23 protein-coding genes and 1 pseudogene are annotated in these 25,935 nt (G+C 64.1%); 15 read left to right on the forward strand and 9 right to left on the reverse strand.

Annotated features, from left to right (window positions below):
* Positions 1 to 85: 85 nt before the first annotated feature.
* Positions 86 to 1,695, forward strand: a pseudogene (locus AWB82_RS38460) (IclR family transcriptional regulator).
* Here the strand turns inward: AWB82_RS38460 and pdxY are convergent.
* Positions 1,692 to 2,573: a pyridoxal kinase PdxY gene (gene pdxY / locus AWB82_RS22335; protein WP_086971199.1), complete on the reverse strand. Its 882-nt coding sequence runs from the start codon at positions 2,571 to 2,573 to the stop codon at positions 1,692 to 1,694. The pseudogene AWB82_RS38460 and the gene pdxY sit on opposite strands and share 4 nt — an antisense overlap.
* Before the next feature lie 452 nt (positions 2,574 to 3,025).
* Between pdxY and glgC the strand changes: the two genes are divergently transcribed.
* Genes glgC through AWB82_RS22360 form a run of 4 tightly spaced genes read left to right on the forward strand, consistent with a single transcriptional unit; the run spans position 3,026 to position 8,145 of the window.
* Positions 3,026 to 4,300 (forward strand): glucose-1-phosphate adenylyltransferase, encoded by a 1,275-nt coding sequence (gene glgC, locus AWB82_RS22345; protein ID WP_086971098.1) that lies wholly within the window; start codon positions 3,026 to 3,028, stop codon positions 4,298 to 4,300.
* Between the two features lie 54 nt (positions 4,301 to 4,354).
* Complete coding sequence (glgA, locus tag AWB82_RS22350; RefSeq protein ID WP_086971099.1) at positions 4,355 to 5,818, forward strand: glycogen synthase GlgA; 1,464 nt, start codon at positions 4,355 to 4,357, stop codon at positions 5,816 to 5,818.
* 57 nt (positions 5,819 to 5,875) lie between these two features.
* Positions 5,876 to 6,676 carry a glucose 1-dehydrogenase gene (locus AWB82_RS22355; protein ID WP_086971101.1) on the forward strand — a complete coding sequence of 267 codons (801 nt, stop codon included), beginning with the start codon at positions 5,876 to 5,878 and terminating at the stop codon, positions 6,674 to 6,676.
* A 32-nt stretch (positions 6,677 to 6,708) separates the two neighbouring features.
* Positions 6,709 to 8,145, forward strand: a complete 1,437-nt coding sequence (locus AWB82_RS22360) for a dihydrolipoyl dehydrogenase (RefSeq protein WP_086971102.1) — start codon at positions 6,709 to 6,711, stop codon at positions 8,143 to 8,145.
* Positions 8,146 to 8,216: 71 nt separating this feature from the next.
* Here AWB82_RS22360 and AWB82_RS22365 read toward each other — a convergent pair whose 3' ends face one another.
* From AWB82_RS22365 to AWB82_RS22375, 3 genes are all read right to left on the reverse strand, one after another.
* Positions 8,217 to 8,573, reverse strand: coding sequence for a hypothetical protein (locus AWB82_RS22365; RefSeq protein WP_235023399.1), 357 nt, complete (start codon positions 8,571 to 8,573; stop codon positions 8,217 to 8,219).
* A 277-nt stretch (positions 8,574 to 8,850) separates the two neighbouring features.
* Positions 8,851 to 9,735 (reverse strand): 3-hydroxyisobutyrate dehydrogenase, encoded by an 885-nt coding sequence (mmsB, locus tag AWB82_RS22370; protein WP_086971105.1) that lies wholly within the window; start codon positions 9,733 to 9,735, stop codon positions 8,851 to 8,853.
* An 11-nt stretch (positions 9,736 to 9,746) separates the two neighbouring features.
* Positions 9,747 to 11,279: a CoA-acylating methylmalonate-semialdehyde dehydrogenase gene (locus tag AWB82_RS22375; protein ID WP_086971107.1), complete on the reverse strand. Its 1,533-nt coding sequence runs from the start codon at positions 11,277 to 11,279 to the stop codon at positions 9,747 to 9,749.
* Positions 11,280 to 11,480: 201 nt separating this feature from the next.
* On the opposite strand from AWB82_RS22375, the gene AWB82_RS22380 reads away from it, so the two are divergent.
* The 3 genes from AWB82_RS22380 to infA all read left to right on the forward strand — a co-directional run bounded on the left by AWB82_RS22380 (position 11,481) and on the right by infA (position 14,498).
* Positions 11,481 to 12,455: a LysR family transcriptional regulator gene (locus tag AWB82_RS22380; protein WP_086971109.1), complete on the forward strand. Its 975-nt coding sequence runs from the start codon at positions 11,481 to 11,483 to the stop codon at positions 12,453 to 12,455.
* 322 nt (positions 12,456 to 12,777) lie between these two features.
* Positions 12,778 to 13,755 carry a magnesium/cobalt transporter CorA gene (gene corA, locus AWB82_RS22385; protein ID WP_086971111.1) on the forward strand — a complete coding sequence of 326 codons (978 nt, stop codon included), beginning with the start codon at positions 12,778 to 12,780 and terminating at the stop codon, positions 13,753 to 13,755.
* Positions 13,756 to 14,231: 476 nt separating this feature from the next.
* Positions 14,232 to 14,498: a translation initiation factor IF-1 gene (gene infA / locus AWB82_RS22390; protein WP_086971113.1), complete on the forward strand. Its 267-nt coding sequence runs from the start codon at positions 14,232 to 14,234 to the stop codon at positions 14,496 to 14,498.
* A gap of 150 nt (positions 14,499 to 14,648) precedes the next feature.
* Here the strand turns inward: infA and AWB82_RS22395 are convergent, their stop codons facing one another.
* From AWB82_RS22395 to zwf, 3 genes are all read right to left on the reverse strand, one after another.
* A complete protein-coding gene (locus AWB82_RS22395; RefSeq protein WP_086971115.1) occupies positions 14,649 to 15,545 on the reverse strand; it encodes a Cof-type HAD-IIB family hydrolase in 897 nt (298 codons plus the stop codon).
* Positions 15,545 to 16,366, reverse strand: a complete 822-nt coding sequence (locus AWB82_RS22400) for an ROK family protein (protein ID WP_407643032.1) — start codon at positions 16,364 to 16,366, stop codon at positions 15,545 to 15,547. The genes AWB82_RS22395 and AWB82_RS22400 overlap by 1 nt, the downstream gene beginning before the upstream one ends.
* Before the next feature lie 63 nt (positions 16,367 to 16,429).
* Positions 16,430 to 17,977, reverse strand: coding sequence for a glucose-6-phosphate dehydrogenase (gene zwf, locus AWB82_RS22405; RefSeq protein WP_086971117.1), 1,548 nt, complete (start codon positions 17,975 to 17,977; stop codon positions 16,430 to 16,432).
* A gap of 208 nt (positions 17,978 to 18,185) precedes the next feature.
* Between zwf and AWB82_RS22410 the strand changes: the two genes are divergently transcribed.
* The 6 genes from AWB82_RS22410 to AWB82_RS22435 all read left to right on the forward strand — a co-directional run bounded on the left by AWB82_RS22410 (position 18,186) and on the right by AWB82_RS22435 (position 22,688).
* Positions 18,186 to 19,022, forward strand: coding sequence for an arylamine N-acetyltransferase family protein (locus AWB82_RS22410; RefSeq protein WP_086971118.1), 837 nt, complete (start codon positions 18,186 to 18,188; stop codon positions 19,020 to 19,022).
* A gap of 49 nt (positions 19,023 to 19,071) precedes the next feature.
* On the forward strand, positions 19,072 to 20,775 hold the full coding sequence (locus tag AWB82_RS22415) for a peptidoglycan D,D-transpeptidase FtsI family protein (protein WP_086971120.1): 1,704 nt from the start codon (positions 19,072 to 19,074) through the stop codon (positions 20,773 to 20,775).
* 124 nt (positions 20,776 to 20,899) lie between these two features.
* A complete protein-coding gene (locus AWB82_RS22420) occupies positions 20,900 to 21,265 on the forward strand; it encodes a hypothetical protein (protein WP_086971123.1) in 366 nt (121 codons plus the stop codon).
* Positions 21,266 to 21,277: 12 nt separating this feature from the next.
* Positions 21,278 to 21,568: a hypothetical protein gene (locus AWB82_RS22425; RefSeq protein WP_086971125.1), complete on the forward strand. Its 291-nt coding sequence runs from the start codon at positions 21,278 to 21,280 to the stop codon at positions 21,566 to 21,568.
* A 296-nt stretch (positions 21,569 to 21,864) separates the two neighbouring features.
* Positions 21,865 to 22,170: a hypothetical protein gene (locus AWB82_RS22430; protein ID WP_086971127.1), complete on the forward strand. Its 306-nt coding sequence runs from the start codon at positions 21,865 to 21,867 to the stop codon at positions 22,168 to 22,170.
* Positions 22,171 to 22,367: 197 nt separating this feature from the next.
* Positions 22,368 to 22,688 (forward strand): beta-xylosidase, encoded by a 321-nt coding sequence (locus AWB82_RS22435; RefSeq protein ID WP_086971128.1) that lies wholly within the window; start codon positions 22,368 to 22,370, stop codon positions 22,686 to 22,688.
* Between the two features lie 9 nt (positions 22,689 to 22,697).
* On the opposite strand, the gene AWB82_RS22440 is transcribed toward AWB82_RS22435, so the two are convergent.
* Both AWB82_RS22440 and AWB82_RS22445 read right to left on the reverse strand, forming a co-directional pair.
* A complete protein-coding gene (locus AWB82_RS22440) occupies positions 22,698 to 23,555 on the reverse strand; it encodes a formate/nitrite transporter family protein (protein ID WP_086971130.1) in 858 nt (285 codons plus the stop codon).
* A gap of 85 nt (positions 23,556 to 23,640) precedes the next feature.
* Positions 23,641 to 24,708, reverse strand: a complete 1,068-nt coding sequence (locus AWB82_RS22445) for a HoxN/HupN/NixA family nickel/cobalt transporter (RefSeq protein ID WP_086971202.1) — start codon at positions 24,706 to 24,708, stop codon at positions 23,641 to 23,643.
* A 200-nt stretch (positions 24,709 to 24,908) separates the two neighbouring features.
* On the opposite strand from AWB82_RS22445, the gene AWB82_RS22450 reads away from it, so the two are divergent.
* Positions 24,909 to 25,916: a fatty acid desaturase gene (locus AWB82_RS22450; RefSeq protein WP_086971131.1), complete on the forward strand. Its 1,008-nt coding sequence runs from the start codon at positions 24,909 to 24,911 to the stop codon at positions 25,914 to 25,916.
* The last annotated feature ends 19 nt before the right edge of the window (positions 25,917 to 25,935 follow it).

The following is a 25,935-nucleotide window of genomic DNA, read 5'->3' on the forward strand; positions in this document are numbered from 1 at the left end:
ATGATCGGCGTGTCACCGATTTTTGTCAACAGCAAGCGAACTTGCTATTTGCAAATTACGGGTAAATACCGAATCGCTTCATCGGATGATTCCGGCTCGGCTAACATTTGCGGTTCGTTCATCCTTTATAGATCGCGGAGTGCTTTTGGCTCGTTCCGAAAACGGCGAAGAAAAGAAACAGCGCGGCATCCAGAGCGTCGAAGTGGGCGCGCGTCTGCTCGATGCGCTCGCCGCGCGGCGCGAGCCGCTCGCGCTCAGCGCGCTGGCCGAAGCGTCCGAGCTTTCGAGCGCGCAGGCGCACACCTATCTCGTGAGCCTCACGCGGCTCGGGCTCGTCAAGCGCGATGCGCTCACCGGCAATTACGAGCCGGGACCGCTCTCGCTCAGGCTCGGTTTGTTGAATCTGGAGCATCAGCCAGCGTATCGCGCGGCCGCGCCGCGTGTGTCGGCGCTCGCGCTCGCGACCGGCATGAGCGTCGCGGTCAGCGTCGCCGGGCCGCAAGGGCCAACGGTCGTGCGCTATGAGCGCGGCGGATATCCGCTGCACGTGAATCTGCACGTCGGCACGGTGATGTCGCTCTCGGCAACCTCCACCGGCCGCGTGTTCCGCGCTTTCGACGACGACGCCCGCGTCGCCGCGATGCTCGCGCATCAGGCCGAAGCCGATGCGCCGGAGATGGCGGCGCGCATCGGCGAGATCCGCACGCGCGGCATCGAACGCAGCGTCGATGCGCCGAGTCCGGGCGTAAGCAGCATGAGCGTGCCGGTATTCGACAGCGCGCGGCGCATGCAGCTCGCGCTGACCGCGATCGGGCCGACCGGTCTCGCCGACGTCGACTGGGACGGCCCGCTCGCGCACGCGCTGAAGGACGCCGCGCGCGACATCACCGGACTGCTTTCATGACCGCGTTCGACGAAGACACGAAGCCGCAGCGCGGCATCAACGCGCTCGACGCGACCGGCGATCTGCTGCGCGCACTCGTCGCGGCGGGCCAGCCGCTCACATTGCGCGACCTCGCGGCGGCGGCCGGCATGCCGCCCGCGAAGGCGTTCGCGCATCTGGTGAGTCTCGTGAAGGTCGGCCTGCTCGCGCGCGACGACGCCGGGCTCTTTCACGCGGGTCATTTGAGCCGCGAGCTGGGACTGATCGCGTTGCAGCGCCTTTCGCCGATCCGCGACGCGGAAAGCGAGATCGTCGCGCTCGCCGCGAGCACGTCGATGACGGTCGCCGCCGCCGCGCTCGGACCGCTCGGCCCGACAGTGATCCGGCTGGAGGAATCGGCGCGGCCGCAGCACGTGAGCCTGCGCGTCGGCACGGTGATGTCGCTCGTCAATACGGCGATCGGGCGCGTGTACGCCGCGCATCTTCCCGCCGATATGCTCACGAGCCTGATGGCGCAAGACGCGATCCGCCTCGCGGGCGCGCAACCGGATGCGGGACTCGATGCCGCCTATCGCGCACGGCTCGATGAGATTCGCAAACGCGGCCTCGACACCGCGCTCGGCACGCCGGTGCCCGGCATTCATACGCTGGCCGCGCCAGTGTTCGATCACACGGGCAGCGTGTGTCTCGTGATTGCGTTGATCGGTTCGTCGGGCGGCTTCGACAGCGCCCCGGACGGCCCGCTCGCCCGTGCGCTGCTAGCCGCGACGCGGCGTCTGTCGTGGCGTTTCGGGCTGATGGAGGCGAGTTAGCCGCCCTTGATCGTCCCCGTTCCGGTCACGCGGATCGCGGGGAAACGGTCGGTCGGCTTCGCGATTTCGTCCTGCGACGCGACGATCTCCAGCTCGTAGCGCCCCGCATCGTAAGTCGCCCTGACGACGGCGTTGACCGCCGCGAGCGTGTGCTCCAGCGCGGTGCGCAGCGAATCGCCTTGCAACGTGCGCGCGACGAAAACCGCGCTCGTCAGATCGCCGACGCCCACCGGCTGACGCGCGAACGGATAGAGCGGGCGCTGCGCGAACCACGCTTCGGTGGGCGTCACGGCGAGCATGTTGAAGGTGTCGGCGCGACTGTTGCGATCGAGCAGATGCTTGACCAGCACGATACGCGGCCCCCGCGCGATCAATTCGCGACATGCGTCGACGGCTTCCTCCACCGTCTCGATCGCGCGCCCGGCGAGCTTTTCCAGTTCGACGTGATTCGGCATGATCGCGTCGGCGATCTCGGGCATTGTCGTGACGAGGAAATCCTCGATGCCGGCCGCGACCGTGCAGCCGCCCGTCTGACCCATGACCGGATCGCAGAAATAGAGCGCGCGCGGATTCACCGCCTTCACCATCTTCACGATTTCGACGACCGCGCGGCCCTGATCCGGCGCGCCGAGAAAGCCCGAGAGCACCGCGTTGCAGCGCCCGAGCACGCCGATCGCGCCGATGCCCTCGATCACGTTCTGGAGTTCCTCGGCATCGAACGCGCTGCCGGTCCAGCGGCCGTACTGCGTGTGATTGGAGAACTGCACGGTGTTGAGCGGCCAGACGTTCACGCCGAGCCGCCGCATCGGGAAAACCGCCGCGCTGTTGCCCGCATGGCCGAACACCACATGCGATTGAATGCTCAGGACGTTATTCATGTTCTGCTTTCCCGATTGATCGTGTCCGGTCAGGTGAAACGTTTGTCGCGCCAGGGCCGTGCAGCGCAGCGCGGCGATGGCTTCGGAAAGCCCGCCCGTGGGCGTCGTGGGCGGACAGCGCAACTTTCGTATTGTGCCGTGCCTCGACGCACTGCGGCATGGCGTGCTCGTTTTAAATTGCGAGGGCGCATTTTATCGAGCGATGCGAACGATCGGAAGCTCAAAAAGGTCGCGCCGCCGCAACAAGTACACGGCCCGTGCGACGTTCGGCACGCCACTTGCTCGATCGAGCGGCTGCACCGGCGTTTCGCGCATCGCAAAAAAACGGGCGACTGCAGCACACGAATTCGAATGCGCGCCGGATAATGCTCCATCGGCGCATACGTCGAAAGCATACGAGGACGAACACACGGCAAGACATCAATAGTCGCAGGTCAAATCAGGAGGCTGACATGGAGACGCTGTCGAAGAATCGCACCGATTTGCAGAAGTCGACCCTCGCAATCGTTCTCGCCGGCGGGCGTGGCACCCGGCTCGGTCCGCTTACCGACAAACGCGTGAAGCCGGCCGTCCACTTCGGCGGCAAGTACCGAATCGTGGACTTCGCGCTGTCCAACTGCCTCAATTCCGGCATCCGGCGCATCGCTGTCGTCACGCAATACAAGGCGCATTCGCTCATCCGCCATCTGCAGCGCGGCTGGGGGTTCCTGCGCGGCGAGTTCAACGAGTTCATCGATATCTGGCCGGCGCAACAACGCGTCGATTCGAGCTGGTATCGCGGCACGGCCGACGCGGTGTATCAGAACCTCGATATCGTCCGCTCGATCGGGCCGGAGTTCGTGATCGTGCTGGCGGGCGATCACATCTACAAGATGGATTACACGCGCATGGTTCTCGACCATGTGGAAAGCGGCGCGGACTGCACGGTCGGCTGTATCGAGGTGCCGCGCATGGATGCGGTCGCGTTCGGCGTGATGCACGTCGACGAGAACCGCCGCGTCACCGCCTTCCTCGAAAAGCCCGCCGATCCGCCCGCGATGCCCGGCAAGCCCGACATCGCGCTCGCGAGTATGGGCATCTACGTGTTCAGCGCGAAGTATCTCTACGACATGCTGCAGGAGAACATCGAAACGTCGAACACGGATCACGACTTCGGTAAGGACATCATTCCGCGCGTCGTGACGACCGGCAAGGCGATCGCACATCCGTTCGGCATGTCGTGCGTGACGTCGAGCAGCGACCCGGAGGCGCCCGCGTACTGGCGCGACGTCGGCACCGTCGACGCGTACTGGTCCGCGAACCTCGATCTCGCGTCGACGATTCCGGAACTCGACTTGTACGACCGTAAATGGCCGATCTGGACGAATCAGGAGCAACTGCCGCCCGGCAAGTTCGTGCGCGACCTGAACGGCCAGCAAGGCGCGATCACCAATCTGCTGGTGTGCGGCGGCTGCGTGATCTCGGGATCGCAGGTGTCGAAGTCGGTGTTTTCGTCGGCGGTGCGGGTGCACTCGTTCTGTAACATCAATGAGGCAGTCTTGTTGCCGCAAGTGACCATCGGGCCGAGTTGCAGATTGCAGCGCGTCGTGATCGACCGCGGTTGCACGGTACCCGAAGGGCTCGTGGTCGGCGAGGACCCGGACGACGACGCCGCGCGTTTCTTCCGCACGGAGTCCGGCATCACGCTCATCACGCGCGAGGCGCTGGCGCGGCTGCCGCAAAGTTAGCCGGCGGCGCGCCGGACGACCACGACAACACGAATCCATCCGACGGGAGCGCCGATGACCGTATGCGTGCTGCATGCCGCAGCAGAAATGTTTCCGCTGTTGAAAACCGGCGGTCTCGCCGACGTGGTCGGCGCGCTGCCGCCCGCGCAATCGCAACTGGGCACGCACGCGCGCGTCGTGTTGCCGGGCTTTCCCGCCGTGCTGGCGGGGCTCGACGACCTTCAGAGCGTCGCCGATCTGGGCGGCGCGTTCGGCGCGGGCAATATCCGGCTTGAGCGCGGCGTGCTGCAACCGCACGGCGTGGTCGTGTACGTGGTGCGCGCCGATCAGTTCTACGACCGTCCGGGCAATCCGTATCTGGATGCAGGACATCGCCCATACGCGGATAACGATCGCCGCTTCGCGCTGCTCGGCTGGGCGGCGGCGCGCATCGCGACGGGCGCCGATCCGGCGTGGAAGCCGCATATCGTCCACGCGCACGACTGGCACGCCGGGCTCGCGCCCGCGTATCTGCGCGCGTTTGAGCGTGGCGGCGCGGCCCGGGTCGGCAGCGTGATGACGGTGCACAACCTGGCGTATCAGGGCACGTTCCCGGCGTCGGAGTTCGGCGCGCTCCAGTTGCCCGGCGACTTTTACGCGGTGGAAGGCGTCGAGTTCTATGGCCACGTCTCGTTTCTCAAAGCGGGCCTCTATTACGCCGATCGCATCACGACCGTCAGCCCGACCTATGCGCGCGAAATCCAGACGCAGGCCCAAGGCGCTGGTCTGCACGGGCTGTTGCAGACGCGCACGCACGACATCACCGGCATTCTGAACGGCGTCGATTATTCGATCTGGAGCCCGAGCTCCGATGAATCCATCGCGTCGAAATACACGCAGTCGAAATTCGGCGGCAAGTCGAAGTGCAAAACGGCGCTGCAGGAACGCATGGGTCTCGCGCGCGACGACGACGCCCTGCTCTTCGGCGTCGTCAGTCGGCTGACCGAGCAGAAGGGACTCGATCTGCTGCTCTCGGCCGTGCCCGACATCGTGCAGCGCGGCGGCCAGCTTGCCGTGCTCGGCACCGGCGACCCGGCGCTCGAAACCGGCATGAAGAACGCGGCGGCGGCGCATCCGGGCGCGGTCGCGGTCGAGCTGGGTTTCGACGAGACGCTGTCGCATTCGATCATCGCCGGCAGCGATGTGGTGATGGTGCCTTCGCGCTTCGAGCCGTGCGGCCTCACGCAGCTCTACGCGCTCGCCTACGGCTCGCTGCCGCTCGTGCATCGCGTAGGCGGGCTGGCCGATACCGTCGTCGACAGTTCGCTCGAAAATCTCGCGGAGGACCTCGCGACCGGCTTCGTGTTCGACACCTTCGATCGCGCGGGCATCGTCGGCGCGATCCGGCGCGCGTTCGCGCTCAAGGCGCGGCGCTCGGAGTGGAAAGCCGTCGTCAAGCGCACCATGGGCCAGAGCTTCGGCTGGGAAGACGCGGCGCTCAAGTACGCGGAGGTTTATCGGGGTCTGGTCGACGCCTGAGGTTCATCGGGCGCGCAATTTGCGTCGCGCACGGGGAAACCTCACACGAGAACGCACATGCACAAACCCCTCGCAGGCCAGATCGCGCTCGTGACAGGCGCGAGTTCCGGCATCGGCACGGGCGTAGCGACCGCGCTCGCCGATGCGGGCGCGCACGTCGCCATCAACTATCACTCGCACGCGGAACCCGCTGAAAAGCTCGCCGCCGCCATCGCGGCAAAAGGCGGCGAAGCGTTCGCGGTCGGCGCGGACGTGACCGACGAAACCCAGATCGACGCGATGTTCGATGCCGTCGTGAAACGCTACGGCACGGTCGATATCGTCATCGCGAATTCGGGCTTGCAGAAGGATGCGAAGTTCACCGCGCTCACGCTCGCCGACTGGAATACGGTCATCGAAACGAATCTCACCGGCCAGTTCCTCACCGCGCAGCGCGCCGTGCGCGAATTCGAGCGGCGCGGCATGCGCGACGTGTCGAAGGCGCTCGGGAAAATCATCTGCATGAGTTCCGTGCACGAGGTCATTCCGTGGGCCGGGCACGTGAACTACGCGGCGTCCAAAGGCGGCATCCAGATGATGATGAAAACGATCGCGCAGGAAGTTGCGCCGCAGCGTATCCGCGTGAACGGCATCGCGCCCGGCGCGATTCGCACGCCGATCAACAAGGACGCGTGGGACACGCAGGAACAGCTCGATCGCCTGCTGAAGCTGATTCCGTACGGGCGCGTCGGCGAGGTCGAGGATATCGGGCGCGCGGCGGTCTGGCTTGCGTCGGACGAAAGCGATTACGTCGTCGGCACAACGCTTTTCGTCGATGGCGGCATGACGCTTTACCCGGGATTCGCGGATAACGGCTGATACCGCATCGACATGAAAACAACGGAAAACGGATGAACGAAATCGAGGTGGAGGTCGCCGTGATCGGCGCCGGCACGGCGGGCATGGCCGCGTTTCGCGCGGCGCGGCTCGCGGGCGTGAGCGCGGTGCTGATCGAAGGCGGCGAACTGGGCACGACCTGCGCGCGCGTCGGCTGCATGCCGTCGAAGCTCTTGCTCGCGGCGGCGAACGGTCTGCACGATGCGCATTCGCTGGCCGCGCGCGGCATCGAAGGCACGCACGCGCTCGAAGCCGACTACGCGCACGTGCACGACTACGTGCGGCGCGAGCGCGATCACTTCGTCAAAGGCGTGCTCGACGAAATAGAAGCGCTGCCCGACGGCATGCTGCTGCGCGGCAAGGCGCGCTTCGAAGCGCCGACGCGATTGCTGGTCGGCGACGACACGCGCGTAAAAGCCCAACGCGTCGTGATCGCGACGGGCGCGGCGCCGCGCGTGCCAGACGAGCTGAAGGTGTTCGGCGACAAACTCATCACGAGCGACGATCTCTTCGAGTTGCGCACGCTGCCCGGGCGCATCGCCGTGTTCGGCGGCGGGCCGATCGCGCTGGAACTCGGGCAGGCGCTCGCGCGGCTGGGCATCGAAATCTTCATGTTCGGCAAAGGCGGCGGCGTTGGGGCGCTCACGGACAAACCGGTGCGCGACGCACTGGCCAGTGCGCTCGCCGACGAGTTCTATTTCGATCCCGACGCGAAGTTCGACGTGATGTCGCTCGAAGACGGCCAGCCGACGCTGCGCTTCACTTCGCCGGACGGCGAGGCGCATGTCGAACGGTTCGACCTCGTGCTCGCCGCGACCGGCCGCGCGCCGAATCTGAAGCCGCTCGCGCTCGAAAACGCGGGCATCGAACTGAACGAAAAGGGCGTGCCGCTGTTCGATGAAACCACGATGCAATGCGGCAAAAGCGCTATTTTCATCGCGGGCGATTGCGACGGCACGCGCCCGTGGCTTCACGACGCCGCCGACGAAGGCAAGCTCGCGGGCGACAACGCCGCGCGCTTTCCCGACGTGCAGCGGATCAAACGCAAGGTGCCGTTCTCGATCGTCTTCTGCGAGCCGCAGGTGGCGATCGTCGGCGCATCGTATGACGATCTCGACAAGCAGATGACGGTGACTGGCGAAGTTTCGTTCGAGAATCAGGGCCGGAGCCGCGTGATGCGGCAGAATCGCGGCCTGCTGCACGTCTACGCCGACGCGAAAACCGGCAAGCTGCGCGGCGCCCAGGGTTGCGGCCCGGCAATGGAGCATCTCGGGCATCTGCTCGCGTGGGCGCTGCAACTGGAACTGACGCTCGATGAAGCGCTCAATCTGCCCTTCTATCACCCGACCGTGGAAGAAGGCTTGCGCAGCGCGCTGAAAGATGCGGACAAAAAGTGCTACGAGGAAAGGTCGGAAACGCCGCCGGCCCTGGCAAGCGCGGCGGGTTGCTAGGAGAAAAGAAAATGCCGGTTGCGAGCAACCGGCATCTTTACTTTCGGATCAGGCGCGCGAACCGTTATCGATCAGCTACCGCTCAAACCGTATTGCAGCGCCAGATCGAAACCCAGCACCACCATCGAGCAGAAAAGCCCCAGCGCCAGATTCGCCAGCCTATGGCCGACGTCCTTGTGCTTCGTCAGAACGGCGCCCGCGAGGAACGCGATTTCCACGATTATCTGCATGCAGAACACGGCAATCATCAACGCGAACTCATAACCCATCGAGCTGTAGTTCATGAAGTTGAAGCCGTTCACCGCGACCCAGGACCCCACTCGCCAAACTTCGTATGCCAATAGCAGCAACGGGAAGAAATAGCTGGCGACATAAGTCGGCACCGTGGCGTGCCGCAATTCCATATTTAAGTGACGTGTTACTTGCATCGCGCGCTCCCTCATCTGATTGCCCGAAAACGACGGGCGTTCTACCTGCACTGTGGCGCAACCGGAGCGTTCTGAGCGAACGGCTGACGGGCGTCGTGCTTTCAGAATAGGACAATTTTCGGGAAAGCGAATCATCGTATTCCCGATGATCACGTCCAATAAGGAAGCGCGCGAAGCTTTGTGCAGTGCAACTGAATAAAGCAGTTATTTCCCGGCCCTTAATTCGGCACGCGCGTGCGTGCCGATTTCCTAAAGTATTTGAGTTTTATCGAGCGCGTCAGTTCTTCGCGTATAGCTTGATAATGCCGGAAAAGTCGAGCGCGCCGAGTCCTTGCTGGCTCATCGACTGATACAACTGTTGTGCCAGCGCGCCCATGAAAACCGGCTGCTTCGCGCCGCGCGCCGCATCCACGGCGAGGCCGAGATCCTTCAACATCAGATCCGCGCCGAATCCGCCCGAATAACCGCGCGAAGCCGGCGCCGTTTCGACGATACCCGGATAGGGATTACACGTATCCGAACTCCAGCAACGCCCTGTCGAAGTATTCAGGATGCTCGCCAGCTTCGCCGGATCGATGCCGAGCGTTTCGCCGAGTTTCATCGCTTCGGCGACTCCGATCATGGAAATCCCTAGCAGCAGGTTATTGCAAATCTTCGCGATCTGGCCGGTGCCGGTTTCGCCGCAGCGCACCATATTTTTTCCCATACCGGACAACACGGGACGCAAAGTTTCGAATAGCGCTTCGTCCGCGCCGACCATGAAGGTCAGCGTGCCCGCCTGCGCACCGACGACGCCGCCGGAAACGGGCGCATCCGCGAACGGATTGCCCTGCTTCGAAGCCGCTTCGCCGATGAACCTCGCGGTAGACGGATCGATCGTGCTGCTATCGACGAGCGGCACGCCCGCGGCGACCCCGGCGAGCACGCCGTCATCGCCCAGATAGACCGTCTTCACATGCTGCGCCGCGGGCAGCATGGTGATGACGACCTGCGCGCCTTCGACCGCCGCGCGCGGCGATGCGGCGAGCGTCGCGCCCGCCGCCTTCGCTGCGTCGAGCGCGGCGGGCACGAGATCGAACGCCGTCACCGCGTGACCCGCTTTCAGGAGATTGGCGGCCATCGGACCGCCCATGTGACCCAAGCCAATGAAGCCGATTTGCATGAGAAATCTCCTCAACGAAGCGCGATGGTCGTGTTGACGCCGTCGTTCACCGTGGCGTCGTCGAACCAGCGCGCCGTGACCGTCTTCGTCTGCGTGTAGAACTGCACGACCTGTTTGCCGTACGGGCCGAGGTCGCCGAGCTTCGAGCCGCGCGAGCCGGTAAAGCTGAACGCGGGCACAGGCACCGGAATCGGAATGTTTATGCCGACCTGGCCGATATCGATCTCGCTCTGGAACTTGCGCGCCGCCGCGCCGCTTTGCGTGAAGAGACCGACGCCGTTGCCCATCGGATTGCGGTTGACGAGCGCGATGGCGTCGTCGAGCGTGTCGGCTTCCACCACGCAAAGCACCGGGCCGAAGATCTCCGTCTTGTAGATCGACATGTTGGTGTCGACGTTCGTGAAAATCGTCGGGCCGATGAAATTGCCGCTCTCGTAGCCCTTCACGTCGATATTGCGGCCATCGAGCGCGAGCGTCGCGCCCTCTTCCACGCCCTGGCCGATCAGCCCGAGAACGCGCTCCTTCGCCGCCTTCGACACGACCGGGCCGACATCCGTATTCGGCTCGGTGCCGCCATTGACCTTGAGGGTTTTCGCTTTCTCGACGAGTTCGGGCACCCAGTCCTTCGACGCCCCGACGAACACGGCCACCGACGTCGCCATGCAGCGCTGACCCGCCGCGCCGAAGCCCGCGCCCGCGAGCGCATTGAGCGTCTGCTCCTTGTTCGCGTCGGGCAGCACGACGGCGTGATTCTTCGCGCCCATCATCGATTGCACGCGTTTGCCGTGCTGGCTCGCGAGGTTGTAGACGTGCGTGCCGACGGCCGTCGAGCCGACGAACGAGATCGCCTTGATATCGGGATGCGTGCAGATCGCATCGACGACCTCCTTGCCGCCATGCACGACGTTCAGCACGCCGGCCGGCACGCCCGCTTCGAGTGCGAGTTCCACGAGTTCCATGGTCGAAAGCGGGTCCTGTTCCGACGGCTTCAGCACGAAGGTGTTGCCGCAGACGATGGCCATCGGGAACATCCATAGCGGGATCATCGCGGGAAAATTGAACGGCGTGATGCCCGCGCACACGCCGATGGGCTGGCGCAGCGTGTACGTGTCGACGCCGCCCGCGACGTTTTCCGAGAACTCGCCTTGCTGCAAGGTGCTGATCGAGCACGCATGCTCGACGACTTCAAGACCGCGGAAGATGTCGCCTTCGGCATCGGCGAGCGTCTTGCCCTGCTCGGCCGTCAAGGTCTGCGCGATGCGCTTCTGGTTCTGGCGCACGAGATCCTGGAACTTGAGCATCAGGCGCATGCGCGCGCCGAGCGGCGTCGTGCGCCACGTCTGAAACGCCTTGTGCGCCGCGGCGACGGCGGCGTTCACTTCGTCCATCGTCGCAAACGGCACGCGGCCGACGACTTCCTGCGTCGCCGGATTGACGATGTCGCGCCACTCCGTCGTCTTCGAATCGACGAACTGACCGTCGATGAGCAGCTTGGCCGTGCGGACGGACGCACTTTGCGCCGGATGTTCAGCAGCGATATTCACGAGTCACTCCTTGATTGGAAAGTTGCCGATGCGGCGGATGGGATGGGAAGCGAAGACGCGCGGCCGAAGCGCCGGTGCGGCGCCGTAGAGAAAGGCATGTCGTCTCCGTCTATAAGAATCGGCGTGCCGTGCCGCACGCTCGTTTCCTTGAGTATAGTTATGCAAAAGTCCATCATGGCACTATAAAAATACCCGATCGATATGCAAAAACACGCCATGCAAACCGGCAAGCTCGACCTGACCCGACTCAACTGGGACGATCTGCGATTCTTCCTCGAAGTTGCCCGCACCCAGCGCGCGAGCGGCGCGGCGAAGCGGCTGGGCGTCGATTACACGACCGTCGCACGGCGCGTGCGCGCGCTGGAAGACGCGCTCGGCACACTTCTGTTCGACAAGTCGCGCAGCGGCGGATTCATTCTGACCGCCGAGGGCCAGCGGCTGCTCGGTTATGTCGATTCGATCGAGACGACGGTGCAATCCGCGACCGAACAGATCGCCAATACGGGACACGCGCTGTCCGGACACGTGCGGGTCGGATCGACGGAAGGCTTCGGCTGCTTCTTTCTCGCGCCGCAGCTCGCGCGCTTTCAGGACGCACATCCGAACATTTCCATCGATCTTTTGCCGGTGCCGCATTTCGTGAGCTTGTCGAAGCGCGAGGCGGATATCGCGGTGACGCTAGAGCGCCCCGAGCAAGGCCAGTATGTCTACACGAAGCTGTGCGAATACCGGCTCAAGCTCTACGCGACCGCCGAATATCTCGACGCGCACGGACCGATTCGCACGAGCGACGATCTGCGCCATCATCGCTTTGCAAGCTATATCGACGATCTCGCGTTCAGCTACGAATTGCTGTATCTCGAACGCGCGGTGCCGGGCGCGGTGTCGCGCTGGCGCAGCACGAGTGCGATCGCGCAATACTTCGCCGCGCTGCAGGGCCGCGCGCTCGCGATCCTGCCGTGCTTCATGACCTCGGCCGATCCGCGCTTCGTGCCCGTATTGCCCGACGAAATCGTCGTGACGCGCGCCTTCTATCTGTCCTGCCGCGAGGACTTGCGCAAGTTGAAGCGCATCACGGCCGTGTGGGACTATCTGCGCGCGGCGGCCGAAGCGAATCGCGCCTTCCTGATGGGCGACGGCTCGCAAATGGCCTGGGTCGATATCAAGTCATCCTGATTGCGCGGACGTCACAATTCTTGACTCGCCAGATCGTGGAATTTTGCTTCGATATCCTGCTGAAACGTCACTCGCATGTGGACGTGCGCAAGCTCGCACCATGTCTGCGTCACCGGCGATGTCACCGTCTCATTTCGTCGAACTCGAGTCCACCGCGCGTGCTGGGCAACTTGCACGCTCGCCACTCGCTGGCAACCCGGCGCATGTCCAGCTAAGATTCGGTGGATGAAGGCCACGCGCTCGCGCCCTTAGCGAATCACGCGACTTCGAGCGCCCATCGACGCGTGGCCGGTGACATCGAAATAACTATAAAGGGCGCCCCATGCTGGTCAATTGCGCGGCTTATCAAAATGGCCGAAAGCTCGCGGATGTCGAGATCGACGATATCAACGCCTACCGCGATCTGCCCGACTCTTTCATTTGGGTTGCACTGAAGGAACCCGGTCCCGGCGAACTCGCGCACATGACGCAGCAGTTCGGCCTGCATGAACTGGCGGTCGAAGACGCACAACACGGTCATCAGCGGCCGAAGATCGAGGAATACGGCGATTCGCTGTTCGCGGTCTTTCATACGGTCGAGTTCGATGAAGAAGGCGAAGTCCTCGTCGGCGAGATGAACGTGTTCGTCGGCACGAACTACGTGCTTTCGGTGCGCAACCGCACGACGCAGGGCTTTCAGGAAGTGCGCAAGCGCTGCGAGCGCGAGCCGCATCTGCTCAAGCACGGTCCGGCGTTCGTGATGTACGCGCTGCTCGATGCGGTCGTCGATCGATACTTTCCCGTGCTCGAAACGCTCGGCGCGGAAGTCGACGAGGTGGAAGAACGCATCTTCGAGCAGAAAGGTTCGGTGGAATCGCGCGAGATCATCGAGGATCTATACTCGCTCAAGCGCCGCATGACGATCCTGCAACACCACACCGCGCCGCTGCTCGAAGCCGTCAGCAAACTGTATGGTGGGCGCTCGCCCGGCGTATGCTCCGGCATGCAGGAATATTTCCGCGACGTGTACGATCATTTGCTGCGCATCGTGAAGACCATCGAAGGACGGCGCGAAATGATCGTCACGGCGATCCAGGTGAATCTCGGCCTGATCGCGCTCGCGGAGAGCGAAGTGACCAAGCGCCTCGGCTCGTTCGCCGCGCTCTTCGCCGTGCCGACCATGATCGCCGGCATCTACGGGATGAATTTCAAGTCGATTCCGGAGCTGGACTGGGTCTACGGCTATCCGACCTGTCTCGCGGTCATGCTGATCGTCGACGTCGCGCTCTACTGGCGCTTCAAGAAAGCCGGCTGGCTGTAGTGCAACAGTTCCTTGCAAGAACCTGAAGGCGAAATTCATTGTCTAATCAAGCGATTTGCGAGAGAATATCGTCCGGCCTTGCAAAATCGGCTTATCGACCGCACATGACGTAAGCGCACCGCAGAAGCGCTCACTTCCGCAGCACACGTTGCTTTTCCGTTTCACCCGCACGTCGGCTCCGCTGTCCGCCGATGTCGCCGTCCCGGTCATGCCGGCCGCGGCGCGCCGCCTCCGCGGTTCGCCCTTTTGTCCGGCCTATGCCGTCAAGCTCACGACGAGCCTGAATTTGAGACGCGGCGCGCTCCGATTGCACGTTCGATCGTGCATGGAGGTGCCAGGCCACGCTTTGCATCGCCTCTTACGATTCGTAGCGACGACGCTTTCCGGCAGCGGCGCTTAACGGATCATTGGCGCAAATGCGCGTTTTTCGGACGATGCGCGGCAGCACCCACTACAACTCATCACAGGAGCCGCATATGGCGAAAGAAGAACTACTCGAACTCGACGGTATCGTTGACGAAGTGCTTCCCGACAGCCGCTATCGCGTCACGCTGGACAACGGCGTCGTCGTGGGCGCTTACGCCTCGGGCCGCATGCGCAAGAATCACATCCGTATTCTGGCCGGCGACCGCGTAACGCTGGAACTGTCGGTGTACGACCTGACCAAGGGCCGCATCAACTTCCGTCACAAAGACGAGCGTGCCGGCACCGGCGGCCCGCGCGCGCCGATGCGCCGTCGTTGATTTTCGGCCGTTTCATCTGAATCATCCGCAACGAGCGTGAGCCTGATCCGCAGCGCACGCTTTTGACCAACGCGCGGATCGCCCCCTGCTTCGACGCGGCCGCATGCCTGTTTGCACCGGCCGCGCCACGCGTCGACGCCTCTTCCCCTTTCAGCCTCCCGCCGCACCGCGCGCCGCAAGCAGCGCGTCGATGCCGATCGCGAAGCCGTCCTCGTCGTTGCTCTTCGAGACCAGGCTCGCGTGACGCTGCACGGTGTCGGATGCCTGCCCCATCGCGATCGAAACGCCCGCGATCTCGAACATCGCCACATCGTTGCCCATGTCGCCGAGCACAGCCACGCGCTCAAGCGGTACGCCCGCGAGTTGCGCGAGCTCGCGCACCGCGGTGCCCTTGTTGGCTTCGAGGCTCGTGATATCGAGATAATAGGTTTGCGAGCGCGCCGCGTGTCCACGGCCTTCCAGTTGCTTCTGCACGCTGCTTTCAACACGCGCGAGCAGCGCCGTATCTGCGGTCGAACCGACAATCTTGTCGACCGCGTCGAGATCGAGGTCGTCGAAACGCGTGACGCACACGCCTTCGTAGCCGACCGTGCGCGTCTCTAGCGCCACGTAGGCGCCTTCGGGATGGGTCAGATACCACGCGTCGTCGATGAACACCCACGCGTCGACCTTCGCGGCGGCGAGCGCTTCGAGCGACGTCTGCACGACGTCGCGCGGCAGTTTGTGCGACGACAGCACTTCCCACGTGCCAGGCTTAACCAGACTGCCGCCGTTGTACGACGCGTAAGGCATGTCGACGCCCAGCGCCTCGACGATATGCCGCATGCCCTTGCCCGGCCGGCTGCTCGCCACGGTAAAACGCACGCCGGCCTCCTTCAGACGGCGCACGGCGTCGACCGCTGGCTCGCCCAGAGCCTTGTCGGTATAGAGCAGCGTGCCGTCGCAATCGGTGACGACGAGTTCCACTTTCGCGAGCGCTTCGTAGGCGGCGTCGTCGTCATCGCCGTCGCTCGCGCCGTGAAGACCGAATCTGCCGATGCCGTTCATCAGTGCGCTCCTTCACGCTGATTGAAGTGCGGCAACTGGCGCGTCTCGCGCACCGAGCGCGGATGCCACAGTTGCGCGCCGCCTTCAATGCCCGCCGCGTTCGACACGATCGCGACGTTATCCGGCAGCTTGAACTTGATGTTCGCCGCATTGCCGCCGCCGATCCAGAGCTTGTCGTAATTCACGAGCGTCGCCAGGATGCCGATGATCTTCTCCACGCGCCGGTTCCAGCGCTTCTTGCCCGCCTTCTCAAACGCCGCGTTGCCGATGTACTCGTCGTAAGTCTTGTCCTTCGCGACCGGATGATGCGCGAGCTCCAGATGCGGCATCAGCTCGCCATCGCGAAAGAGCGCGGTGCCCGCGCCCGTGCCGAGCGTCAGCACCAGCTCGATACCGCGCCCTTCGATTGCCGCGAGCCCTTGCATCTCGGCGTCGTTGATCATGCGCGCGGGCACGTTGCCGAGCCGCTCGGAAATCAGCTGGGCGAGCGGCACGCCGCGCCAGGCGGGCGTGCCGAGATTCGGTGCGGTCAGCACGATGTTGTCGCGCACGACGCCGGGAAAGCCGATGGAAATGTGCGTCGGCGGTTCGGCGACGATCGGCGCAATCAGTTTGATGATCGCCTCGACGACCACGTCGGGCTTCGACGGATGCGGCGTCGCCACGCGCACGCGATCGCTCTTCATCTCTCCGTCCTCCGAGATGATGGCCGCCTTCAATCCGGTCCCGCCGATATCGATCGCGAGAATGCGGTCCGCCTTGATCGCGAGTTTGTCCGCCGAGACATGGGTCTTCTGTTTGGCTCTTGATTCTGTGCTCACGCTCGTTGTCCTTTTGGTTGGCATTGTGGTTGGCGTTGCGGTTGGCGTTGCGGTTGCATGGGTTCAGTCCTTCTTGTGCGCGTCGGTCAGCGGGCGCCACGCGCGGCCGTCCTCCGCAAGCAGCCGGTCCGCTTCCGCCGGTCCCGCGCTGCCCGCCGCATAGCCGCGCACGGGCAGCGGGCTGTCCGGATGCAGCACGCGATCCACCGCCGCCCACGCCGTCTCGATGCTGTCCGCGCGCTGGAAAAGCGTGGCGTCGCCGAGCATGCAGTCGTAAAGCAGCGTCTCATAGCCGACGTTCGCGCGCTCCGCGAAGAAATCGGCGTAATTGAACGCCGAGCGCACCTTGCCGATCTGCATCAGCGGACCCGGCACCTTCACGTTGAAGTCGAAGGACGTGCCGTGCGCCGGATCGATGCGCAGCGTGAACACGTTCGGCGTGAGCGCATCGACGGGCGTATCGCGGAACATCAGAAACGGCACCGCTTTCAATTGCACCGTGATCTCCGTGCGCCGCTCGGAAAGACGCTTGCCCGTGCGCAGATAGAACGGCACGCCCGCCCAGCGCCAGTTATCCACATACACGCGCGCCGCCGCGTAGGTTTCGGTGCGGCTGTCCTTCGCGACGCCCGGCTCTTCCTTGTAGCCCTGCCCGGCGGGACCGGCTTCGTACTGGCCGAGCACGACATCGTCCGCCGTGAGCGGGCGGATCGCATCGAAGACTTCGGCTTTTCTGTCGCGCACGGCTTCGGCATCGAAGGAATTGGGCGGCTCCATCGCGACCATGCCGAGCAACTGGAACAGATGGTTCGGCAGCATGTCGCGAAACGCGCCCGTCTGCTCGTAAAACGCGCCGCGCGCTTCCACGCCGATCGTCTCCGCCGCCGTGATCTGCACGTTGTCGATATATTCGCGCCGCCAGATGGGCTCGAACATCGCGTTGGCGAAGCGCACGGCCAGAATGCTCTGCACGGTATCCTTGCCGAGAAAATGGTCGATGCGATAGACCTGCGACTCGCCCGCGTACTTCTGGATGCAGCGGTTGAGTGCCTGTGCCGACGCCAGATCGCTGCCAAACGGCTTCTCGATGACGAGCCGTCTGAAATTGCCGTCCTTCTCTTCGAGCATTCCGGCCGCGCCGAGATGCTCAATGATCGGCTGGAAAAAGCGCGCGCCGACCGCGAGATAGAACATGACATTGCCCGACTTCGCCTTCGCGAGCCGCGCCTTGAGCCGCGCGAAGGTTTCGTCTTCCTCGAACTCGCCGGGGAAATATTCGAGCCGTCCGACGACCCAGTTCCACGCGTCCTCGTTCAACTGCGACGTATGGAACGTCGCGGCCTTGTCGGCGGCGAACGTGCGCAGCGACTGCGTAAGTTCGTCGCGCCATTCGGACGTCTCGCGCTCGCCGTGATTCACGCCGATGATTTCCATGCCGTCGTCGAGCAGCTTGTCGGCGGACAGGTTATAGAGCGACGGCATCAACAACCGCTTGGTGAGATCGCCGCCCGCTCCGAAAATCACGAGCGTGCATGGCGGCGCGGGATGCTTGCCGGCGCATGTCGCGCTCACCGGGTTCGCGGGATTTGCTTTGTTCGATTCTTGCGGCATGGCTTATCGCCCCTTGTCATTTGCACTTGAACATAGAAAGACCTTAATCGATGCGGCACAGTTCATTCGGACAGTACCGTGCCAGCTTGCGCGACGATTAACGTATGCAGTTTGTAATTTTTAACCTTTCGTGTCGTAAAATATGCGCGCCTGGCGACAGCGCTCGCGGACATTGCGAAATCGAAGCTTTACGAAGCCTGAACTCCACATGAACGCACACGACAGTTCCATCGACCTTTCCGCTTACTTCGAGCGCATCGGATTTTCCGGACCGGCGCGACCCGCGCCGACGCTCGACACGTTGCGCGCGCTGCATCTGCTGCATCCTCAGGCCATTCCGTTCGAAAATCTAGACGTACTGATCGGTCGGCAGGTCAGTCTTGATCTGGACTTGATCCAGCGCAAGCTCGTGACCGAGCGGCGCGGCGGCTACTGCTTCGAACAAAACCGGCTTTTTCGCAGCGTATTGCAGACGCTGGGTTTTCGCGTGCGCAGCTTCGCGGGCCGCGTCCTGTGGGGACGTGAAGCGCAGGACATGCCGCCGCGCACGCACATGCTGCTGCTCGTCGATCTCGACGAAGGCACGTATCTCGCCGATGTTGGCTTCGGCGGCATGACGCTGTCCGCGCCGCTCGCGCTCCAGACGAACCTCGAACAAATCACGCCGCACGGCGCGTTTCGTCTCGACGACACCGATGGCGATGCGCCCGGCTATATCCTGCGGGCGCTCGTAAATGGCGCATGGACGAACGTCTATCGCTTCGACCTCGGCCCGCAGTATGACGCCGACTACGAGACGGCCAACCATTTCGTGTCGACGCATCCGCAGTCGATCTTCCTGCACAACCTGCTTGCCGCGCGTCTCGCGCCGGGCAAGCGCCTCGGCCTGTTCAACCGCCGCTTCTCGGTTCACGACGAACGCGAAGGCAGCGATCAGCGCGAACTCGACGGCGTGGCCGACCTGCGCCGCGTGCTCGAAAGCGAACTGGGCATTCGTCTGCCGGATAGCCCCGATCTCGACGCCGCGCTCGCCCGTTTGCCCTGAATGCGCGGACATCCCGACCGGCACAACCAAGCTTAATCACAAGGCCACGATGTTCAAGAAGAAGACGCGCGGCGCCAGCGATTTCCACACGCATCACCGCAACACGGTGCTCGCGAACCGGCTGCCGGCATGGCGCTCGCGGCTCGTCGTGATCGGCGTGACGGCGGCGTTTCTCGCGCTCGCCGGGCGCGCGCTATGGGTGCAGGTCATCGACCACGAGTTTTATCTCGGCGAAGGACAGAAGCGCTATCAGCGCACGCTGGCGCTCTCGGCGACGCGCGGGCGCATCGTCGATCGCAATGGCGCGATGCTCGCCGTGAGCCTCGCCACTTACGAAGTCTGGGCGACGCCCAAGCTCTTCGACGGCGACCACGGCGAGGAGATCGGGCGTCTGCTCGACATGCCGCCGAAGGATCTGCAACGGCGCATGGACGGGAATCGCGCGTTCGTGCTGCTCAAACGTCAGGTCGAAGCGGAAACCGCCGAACGTATCGCGACGATTGGACGCGCGGGCATCACGCTCGTGCCGGACACGAAGCGCTTCTATCCGGAAGGCGAATCGGCGGCGCACGTGGTCGGCTTCACGAATAACGAGGATCACGGGCAGGAAGGCGTCGAACTTGCCGCCGATGCGCGTCTGACGGGCGCGGCCGGCCAGCGCGAAGTGATCCGCGACCGGCTCGGGCGCGTCGTCCTGGAGATCGGCGAAACGGCCATGCCGCAGAACGGCGAGACCATTCAACTGACGATCGACCGGCGCATTCAGCAGCTCGCGCACTCGCAACTCAAGGCCGCGATCGCGAAGCACAAGGCGCGCGCGGGCAGCGTCGTCGTGCTCGATGCGAAGACCGGCGAAGTGCTCGCGCTCGCCAATTATCCGAGCTTCGATCCGAACGACCGCTCGCGCCTCAATGGCGAGCAGTTGCGCAACCGCGCGCTCACGGACACCTTCGAGCCCGGTTCGACCATCAAGCCGCTCGTCGCCGCGTTGTCGATCGATCTCGGCCGCGTGCGGCCCGAAACGCGCATCGACACCACGCCCGGCACGTTCAAGCTCGGCCCGAACGTGATTCACGACACGTCGAATCACGGGATCATCACCGTGGCCGAGGCGGTGCAGATGTCGAGCAACGTCGCGCTCACGAAGCTCGCGCTGCAGATTCCCGCGCAGACGATCTGGGACAAGTACCGCGAATACGGCATCGGCCGCGCGCCCGAGCTAACGTTTCCGGGCGCCGCGACCGGCCGCCTGCGCTCGCCCGAGCGCTGGAAGCCGATCGAACAGGCGACGATGGCTTACGGCTACGGCATGTCGCTCTCGCTCGTGCAGATCGCGCAGATCTATACCGCTTACGCCGGCGACGGACGCTTTCACCCCGCCACGCTGATTCAGGGCGAAACGCGCCGTGACGCTCTGCAAGTGACGAAGCCCGCGACCGCGAAGGCCGTGCGCAACATGCTCGAAAATGCGACCGGCGACCACGGCACCGGGCGCGCGGCGGCGGTCGAAGGCTATCGCGTCGGCGGCAAGACGGGCACCGCGCGTAAGCAGGTCGGACGCTCGTATGCGGCGAACAAGTACCGGGCGTCTTTCGTCGGCATCGCGCCGATGAGCGATCCGCGCGTGATCGTGGCCGTCATGATCGACGAGCCCACGGGCGGCACCTACTACGGCGGCACGGTGGCCGGGCCGGTGTTCTCGGGCATCGTCGGCGCGACGCTGCCGCTGCTCGACGTGCCGCCCGACGCGTGAAGCGCGGCGCATGCGGGCGCGGGCCTTGCTGCGTCGATCGGGTGCATCCCGCCAACCTGACCGGACTGTAAAGGGCTTGTGCTCTAATGTCGCGTTCGGCACCAAGAGATCAACGGGGAATACCATGAAAAAACTCGCCGCGGCGCTCGCGTTGCCTGTGCTTTTCGCCGCCTGCGCCCAGTTTCATAACGAAGATGCGGGACAACCCGAAGTCGAGAAGTCGTCGACGGAGAACAAGGTGAACGGCATCGTGCAATGCATCGCCGGCGAAGCGAAAAAGCACGACGCCCAATATAAACAGACGTCCATCCCGCAAGGCGTGATGCTCGAATTCGGCGATTCGAACGTGATCAAGGTCCGCTACGACAACGGCGAGACCACATATCGCTACTATCCGGGCCAGCGTCATCCGTCGAACTTGTGGATCGAAGGCGCGGGCAAGAAATGCGCGCCGGCGGATTCGACCGCCCACGACGAACCCCAGAAATAAGCAGGCACGAACATGCGCTCGACCAAAGCCATCGGCGCCGTGGAACGGCTCAAGACGCGCAGCGGCAACGCCAATTACGCGGCCATCTCGATGCCGGGCGGCTACTTCTATCTCGTTGAGCGTTCGCCCGAAGGCTTGAAAAAAATCTCCGAGCCGATGCCCATGGACGACTTCGTCGCGTTCGTCAACGCGCGCGATCCGGCCAAGCCGCGCAAGGTCAGCAAGTTCGATCGCGCGCTGGAAGAGCAGATCGGCCGCAGCGGCAAACGCACGGAGAAAGCGCCCGCCGGCGACGACGAATAAGCATCGCCGCACGTCTATTCCAATCGGTCCGCGTCGCCCTTGCGCGACGCAACATCGAAATCCCCGCGTTGCTCACGCATGAATGTGCGATGACAGACGGAGCCTGTAGGCCCGCATTGCGTACATTTTTGCTAACGATCGAACTCGCTGAGACGGGAAAAGATCGGTCATCCGAAGAAAAGAGCAAGGGCCACCCGCCGACGTACAAAAAAATGCGCGGGTGAACGGGGTGCCTCAACGACGCGCGTGTCCGATGCCGGGACTATGCGTCGTATGGCCGAGAGGAAGACCAGAAAATGAAGAAGAAAAGCGAGACCAAGGGCAGTCTTTTGCCCTCGGCGTTGGCGGACGTCGAGCTTCAACACATCGAGCGCGCAGTCGCGCAACTCCGCACGATGCATAAGCAATCTTCCGGCACGCTCAACGTCGAATACTGGCGCGAGCGGCTTACCGCCGTGCTCAAAGGCTATGCGCTCGTGCCGGCGCAAAAGCAGCGCATCGAGGCGCTGCGCGTCGCGCTCGACACGGTCGACAGCGGTCCGCGCGACGGCTCCGGCAGCCGTAAAAGGTCGACCAACAGGCTTTGGGCGAAAGCGGCCTGATCGCCGCTTTCGCCGCTCGCGCTGCGGCGCGAAACCCTCGTTCGCGCCCGCGTCTCGCGACGAGCCGGGCGCGCACCGCCGTTGGAAGTTCCGACGATTCGCGGCACGCGCATCTCGAACGCGCCGCTGTGCCGATGTGCTGCGTCAGGCACCGTTCATGCTCCAAAGCTAGTCTTTCGATCATGCCGGGAACTGTTATGTCCACTCTTCTTCACGACCGCACGCGCGCGCCGCGCCTGCTCGCCAACACGATCCTCGCTAGCCTCATCGCGACGTTCAGCACGTATGGCGTCGCGCAGATCCCGAACGGCGGCGGCTCGGAGCGTCAGGAAAGCCGTCAGTCGGATTCGAGCTCGCGCGACAATCCATCGGGCTCGCCGCTGGTCGAATCGCAGAAACCGCAATCGAAGGATGCCGCGCAAGGCCGCGCCGCGACCGCGGACAAGAATCACAAACCCGAAGGCAGCAGTGGCTTCGGCAACGGCTTGTACGGCACGGGCGCGGGCAACAACAAATGATGCGCACGTTCAGTCGCGATGTTCGTGCGGCCCGCCCTCGATTTCCGGCGCGATCGCCGCATGATTGACGATCGCGACAAGCGACACGCCGCCGATCACATTGCCGATGAACGTCGGCACGAGGAACACGAAGAAGTAATCGGAGACGCCGGCCGCGCCGATCATCACGGCATACGCCGCTTCGACCGATCCCGCGATCACATGCGTGAGCTTGCTCACGGCGACGGTGTAGGTCACGAGCAGGATCGTCAAGAGACGCCCCGAGCGCGCGCTCGGCAAGAGCCACACCATCAGCGCGATGAGCCAGCCGGAAAACACGCCGCGCACGACCGTCACGCCGAAGTCGGCGGAAAGCGGCGTCATCGCGATTCTGGCGAGCGCCTCGCTCACTTCCGGCGAAAAGACGCCGCGAATCTGCAGGATCGCGGCGAAGATCGTCGTGCCGATCAGGTTGAAGAAGAGCACGATCGCCCAGAGACGCAGCGCCTTGAACAAGGTCGCGAGATCGCGCCGCGTGAGCACGGGCAGCACGGCCGTTAGCGTGCTCTCGGTGAAGAGTTGCTGACGCGCGAGGATCACGAAGACGAAGCCGATCGTGTAGCCGAAACTCGAAACGAGCCCGCTCCAGTCCGACTTCGGTAGCGCGCTTTCGAGAATCGACTGGACGAGAAACGAAAAGCCCATCGAGAGACCGGCGGCGAGCGCCGACCACATCAGCGCGGAGAAGGTGCGCTCCATCGCGACTTCGCCTTCCTCGCGCACGATCTCGTGGATGACGAGCGGATGCGGCGCGGAATGCTCGGCCGCCTGCTCCTGCTCGGCGCTATCGAGGTGCGGCGAGTCGGCCCCGGCTTGCGGGTCGTTCATATTCGTTCTCCGTGAACGCCGCTCGATACGGAATGTGGATGAGCGGCTGGCGCATCCACGAAGCACGAAGAATGCCCAAAAGGTCTTATCGGACGATGCCGCCGTCGAGCGATTCGTAACCGCGCCACTTGTAGATGAGCGCGGAAACGATCCAGCACGCGGCGAAGAGCGCGACGATCCCGTAGCCGAGCATGCCGAAGTGCTCGGAGAGCGACGCGGCCACGTCCCACAACCCGCCCTTCAGTCGCAGCCGGTCCGCGATCAGCCCGAGCGCCTCGATGCCGCCGACCAGCACGGCGATCAGCACCGACACGAGCGTGACGGTGAGGTTGTAGTAGAGCTTGCGGATCGGCTTCATGAACGCCCAGCCGTAGGCGCCGGTCATGAGCATGCTGTCGGCGGTGTCGATGAGCGACATGCCCGCCGTGAACAGCACCGGAAAAACGAGAATGGACCACACCGGCATGCCGCGCGCCGCCTCGGCCGCCGCGATGCCCATCAGCCCGATTTCGGTCGCCGTGTCGAAGCCCAGGCCGAACAGAAAGCCGAGCGGATACATGTGCCAGCTCTTGCCGATCAGCCTGAAGAGCGGGCGAGCGATGCGCGCGAGCGGACCGCCGCCGACCGTGAGCATGTCGATGTCGTCGTCGCTCCACGCTTCGCCGCGCCGCACGCGTCTGAAGGCGCGCCACACGCCGCGCAGCACGAACAGGTTCATCGCCGCGATCGCGAACAAAAAGAACGACGACACCGACGTGCCGATGATCCCGCCGATCTCGCGGAATTCGGCGAATCGGCCCTGCACGGCCAGCGCCGTCGCCGCGATGAGCGCGGTGGCCGCGACGACGATCGTCGAATGCCCGAGCGAAAAGAAGAAGCCGGCGAAGAGCGGCCGCTTGCCTTCGTGCATCAGTTTGCGCGTGACGTTGTCGATGGCTGCGATGTGATCGGCATCGACCGCATGGCGCAATCCGAGCGAATAGGCGAGCAACGACGTGCCGAGCAGCAGCGGATAGTGACGGAACGCGGCGAGCGCCCAGAGCCATGCGAGCACGTTGAAGGCGATCAGCCCGCCGATGAGACGCGCGGATTTGCGCGGCAGGTTGCGATGCGCCGGATTGGGCGCGGCAGCGGGCTCGATCGGTTCGGACATGGGCGCACGCGCATGCGGTGAGGAAGGGACCAAGGATACCGTGCGCGGACGCGTGGCCAAAAATCGAATGATCGGCCGCTTCGTGAATGCTGGATGCTGAATGCTTATTGCGCGGATCGCGAAATCCATAGCCGGATTCGTTGGTTGGGACGGATTCGACGCGCCGCTACCATGGCCCTTCGCCTTTTTCGAAGTCCGCCATGCCCCGCTACCTCGACGACGCCCAACGCCAGGAACTCCAGTGCCAGCGCGAAACCTGGCGGTGGCGCAGCGAATGGCCGACGTGGGTGGTCATCCTGGCGATCTACGGTGGCTGGTTCGGCGTCGCGCTCAACGCGCGCGCCATCGGGATCGTTCCGGCCGTCGCGCTGCTCGCAGTGCTGTCGTGCTGGTACATGTCGCTACAGCACGAGTTGATGCACGGTCATCCGACGCGCTGGCCGTTCGTCAACATGCTGCTCGGCATCGCCCCGCTCGCCGTGTGGTTTCCCTACGAGGTCTATCGCGAGTCGCATCTGCGGCATCACGACGACGCGCATCTGACCGAACCCGGCCGCGATCCCGAAAGCTTTTACGTGACGCCCAAGCACTGGGCGAGCGCGGGCCCCGTCCTGCGCGCCGGGCTCGCCGCGCGCAATACCTTCGTCGGGCGCATGCTGATCGGGCCGTGGTTCGCCATCGCTGCATCGTGGCGGGAGGCGGCGCAGGCCGTCGTCGAACGGCGCTGGCGCATTGTCGCGAGCTGGGCGGTGCATCTCGCATCGCTCGTGCTGCTCGCGAGCTGGCTCGACACGCACTGCGGCATTCCGTGGCGCGCCTTCGTATTCGGCGTCGGATATGTGTCGCTCGCGCTGGCTTCGGTGCGCTCGTTTCAGGAGCATCGCGCGGCGGAGCGGGAAAGCGAACGCACGGTCGTCAACGAAGCTGCGTGGCCGTGGCGTCTGCTCTTTCTCAACAATAACTTTCACGCCGTGCATCACGATCTGCCCGGCGTGCCGTGGTTCGCGCTCGGCCGGATCTATGCGCGCCGGCGAAAAGCCTATCGCGCGAGCAACGGCGGCTTCGTCGTGCGCGGATACGGCGAATGGGCGAGTCGTCACGCGTTCGCACAGGCGGCGCAGCCCGTGCATCCGTTCGCCGCACCGGAATCTCCGGCCCGCCGAAACCGGAGCGCGCGCGGCGGCGATACGGCCAGCCTCGCGAGCTGACCCGGCGGCCTGTACGATT

The sequence above is a fragment of the Caballeronia glebae genome (assembly GCF_001545035.1).
Taxonomy (GTDB): domain Bacteria; phylum Pseudomonadota; class Gammaproteobacteria; order Burkholderiales; family Burkholderiaceae; genus Caballeronia; species Caballeronia glebae.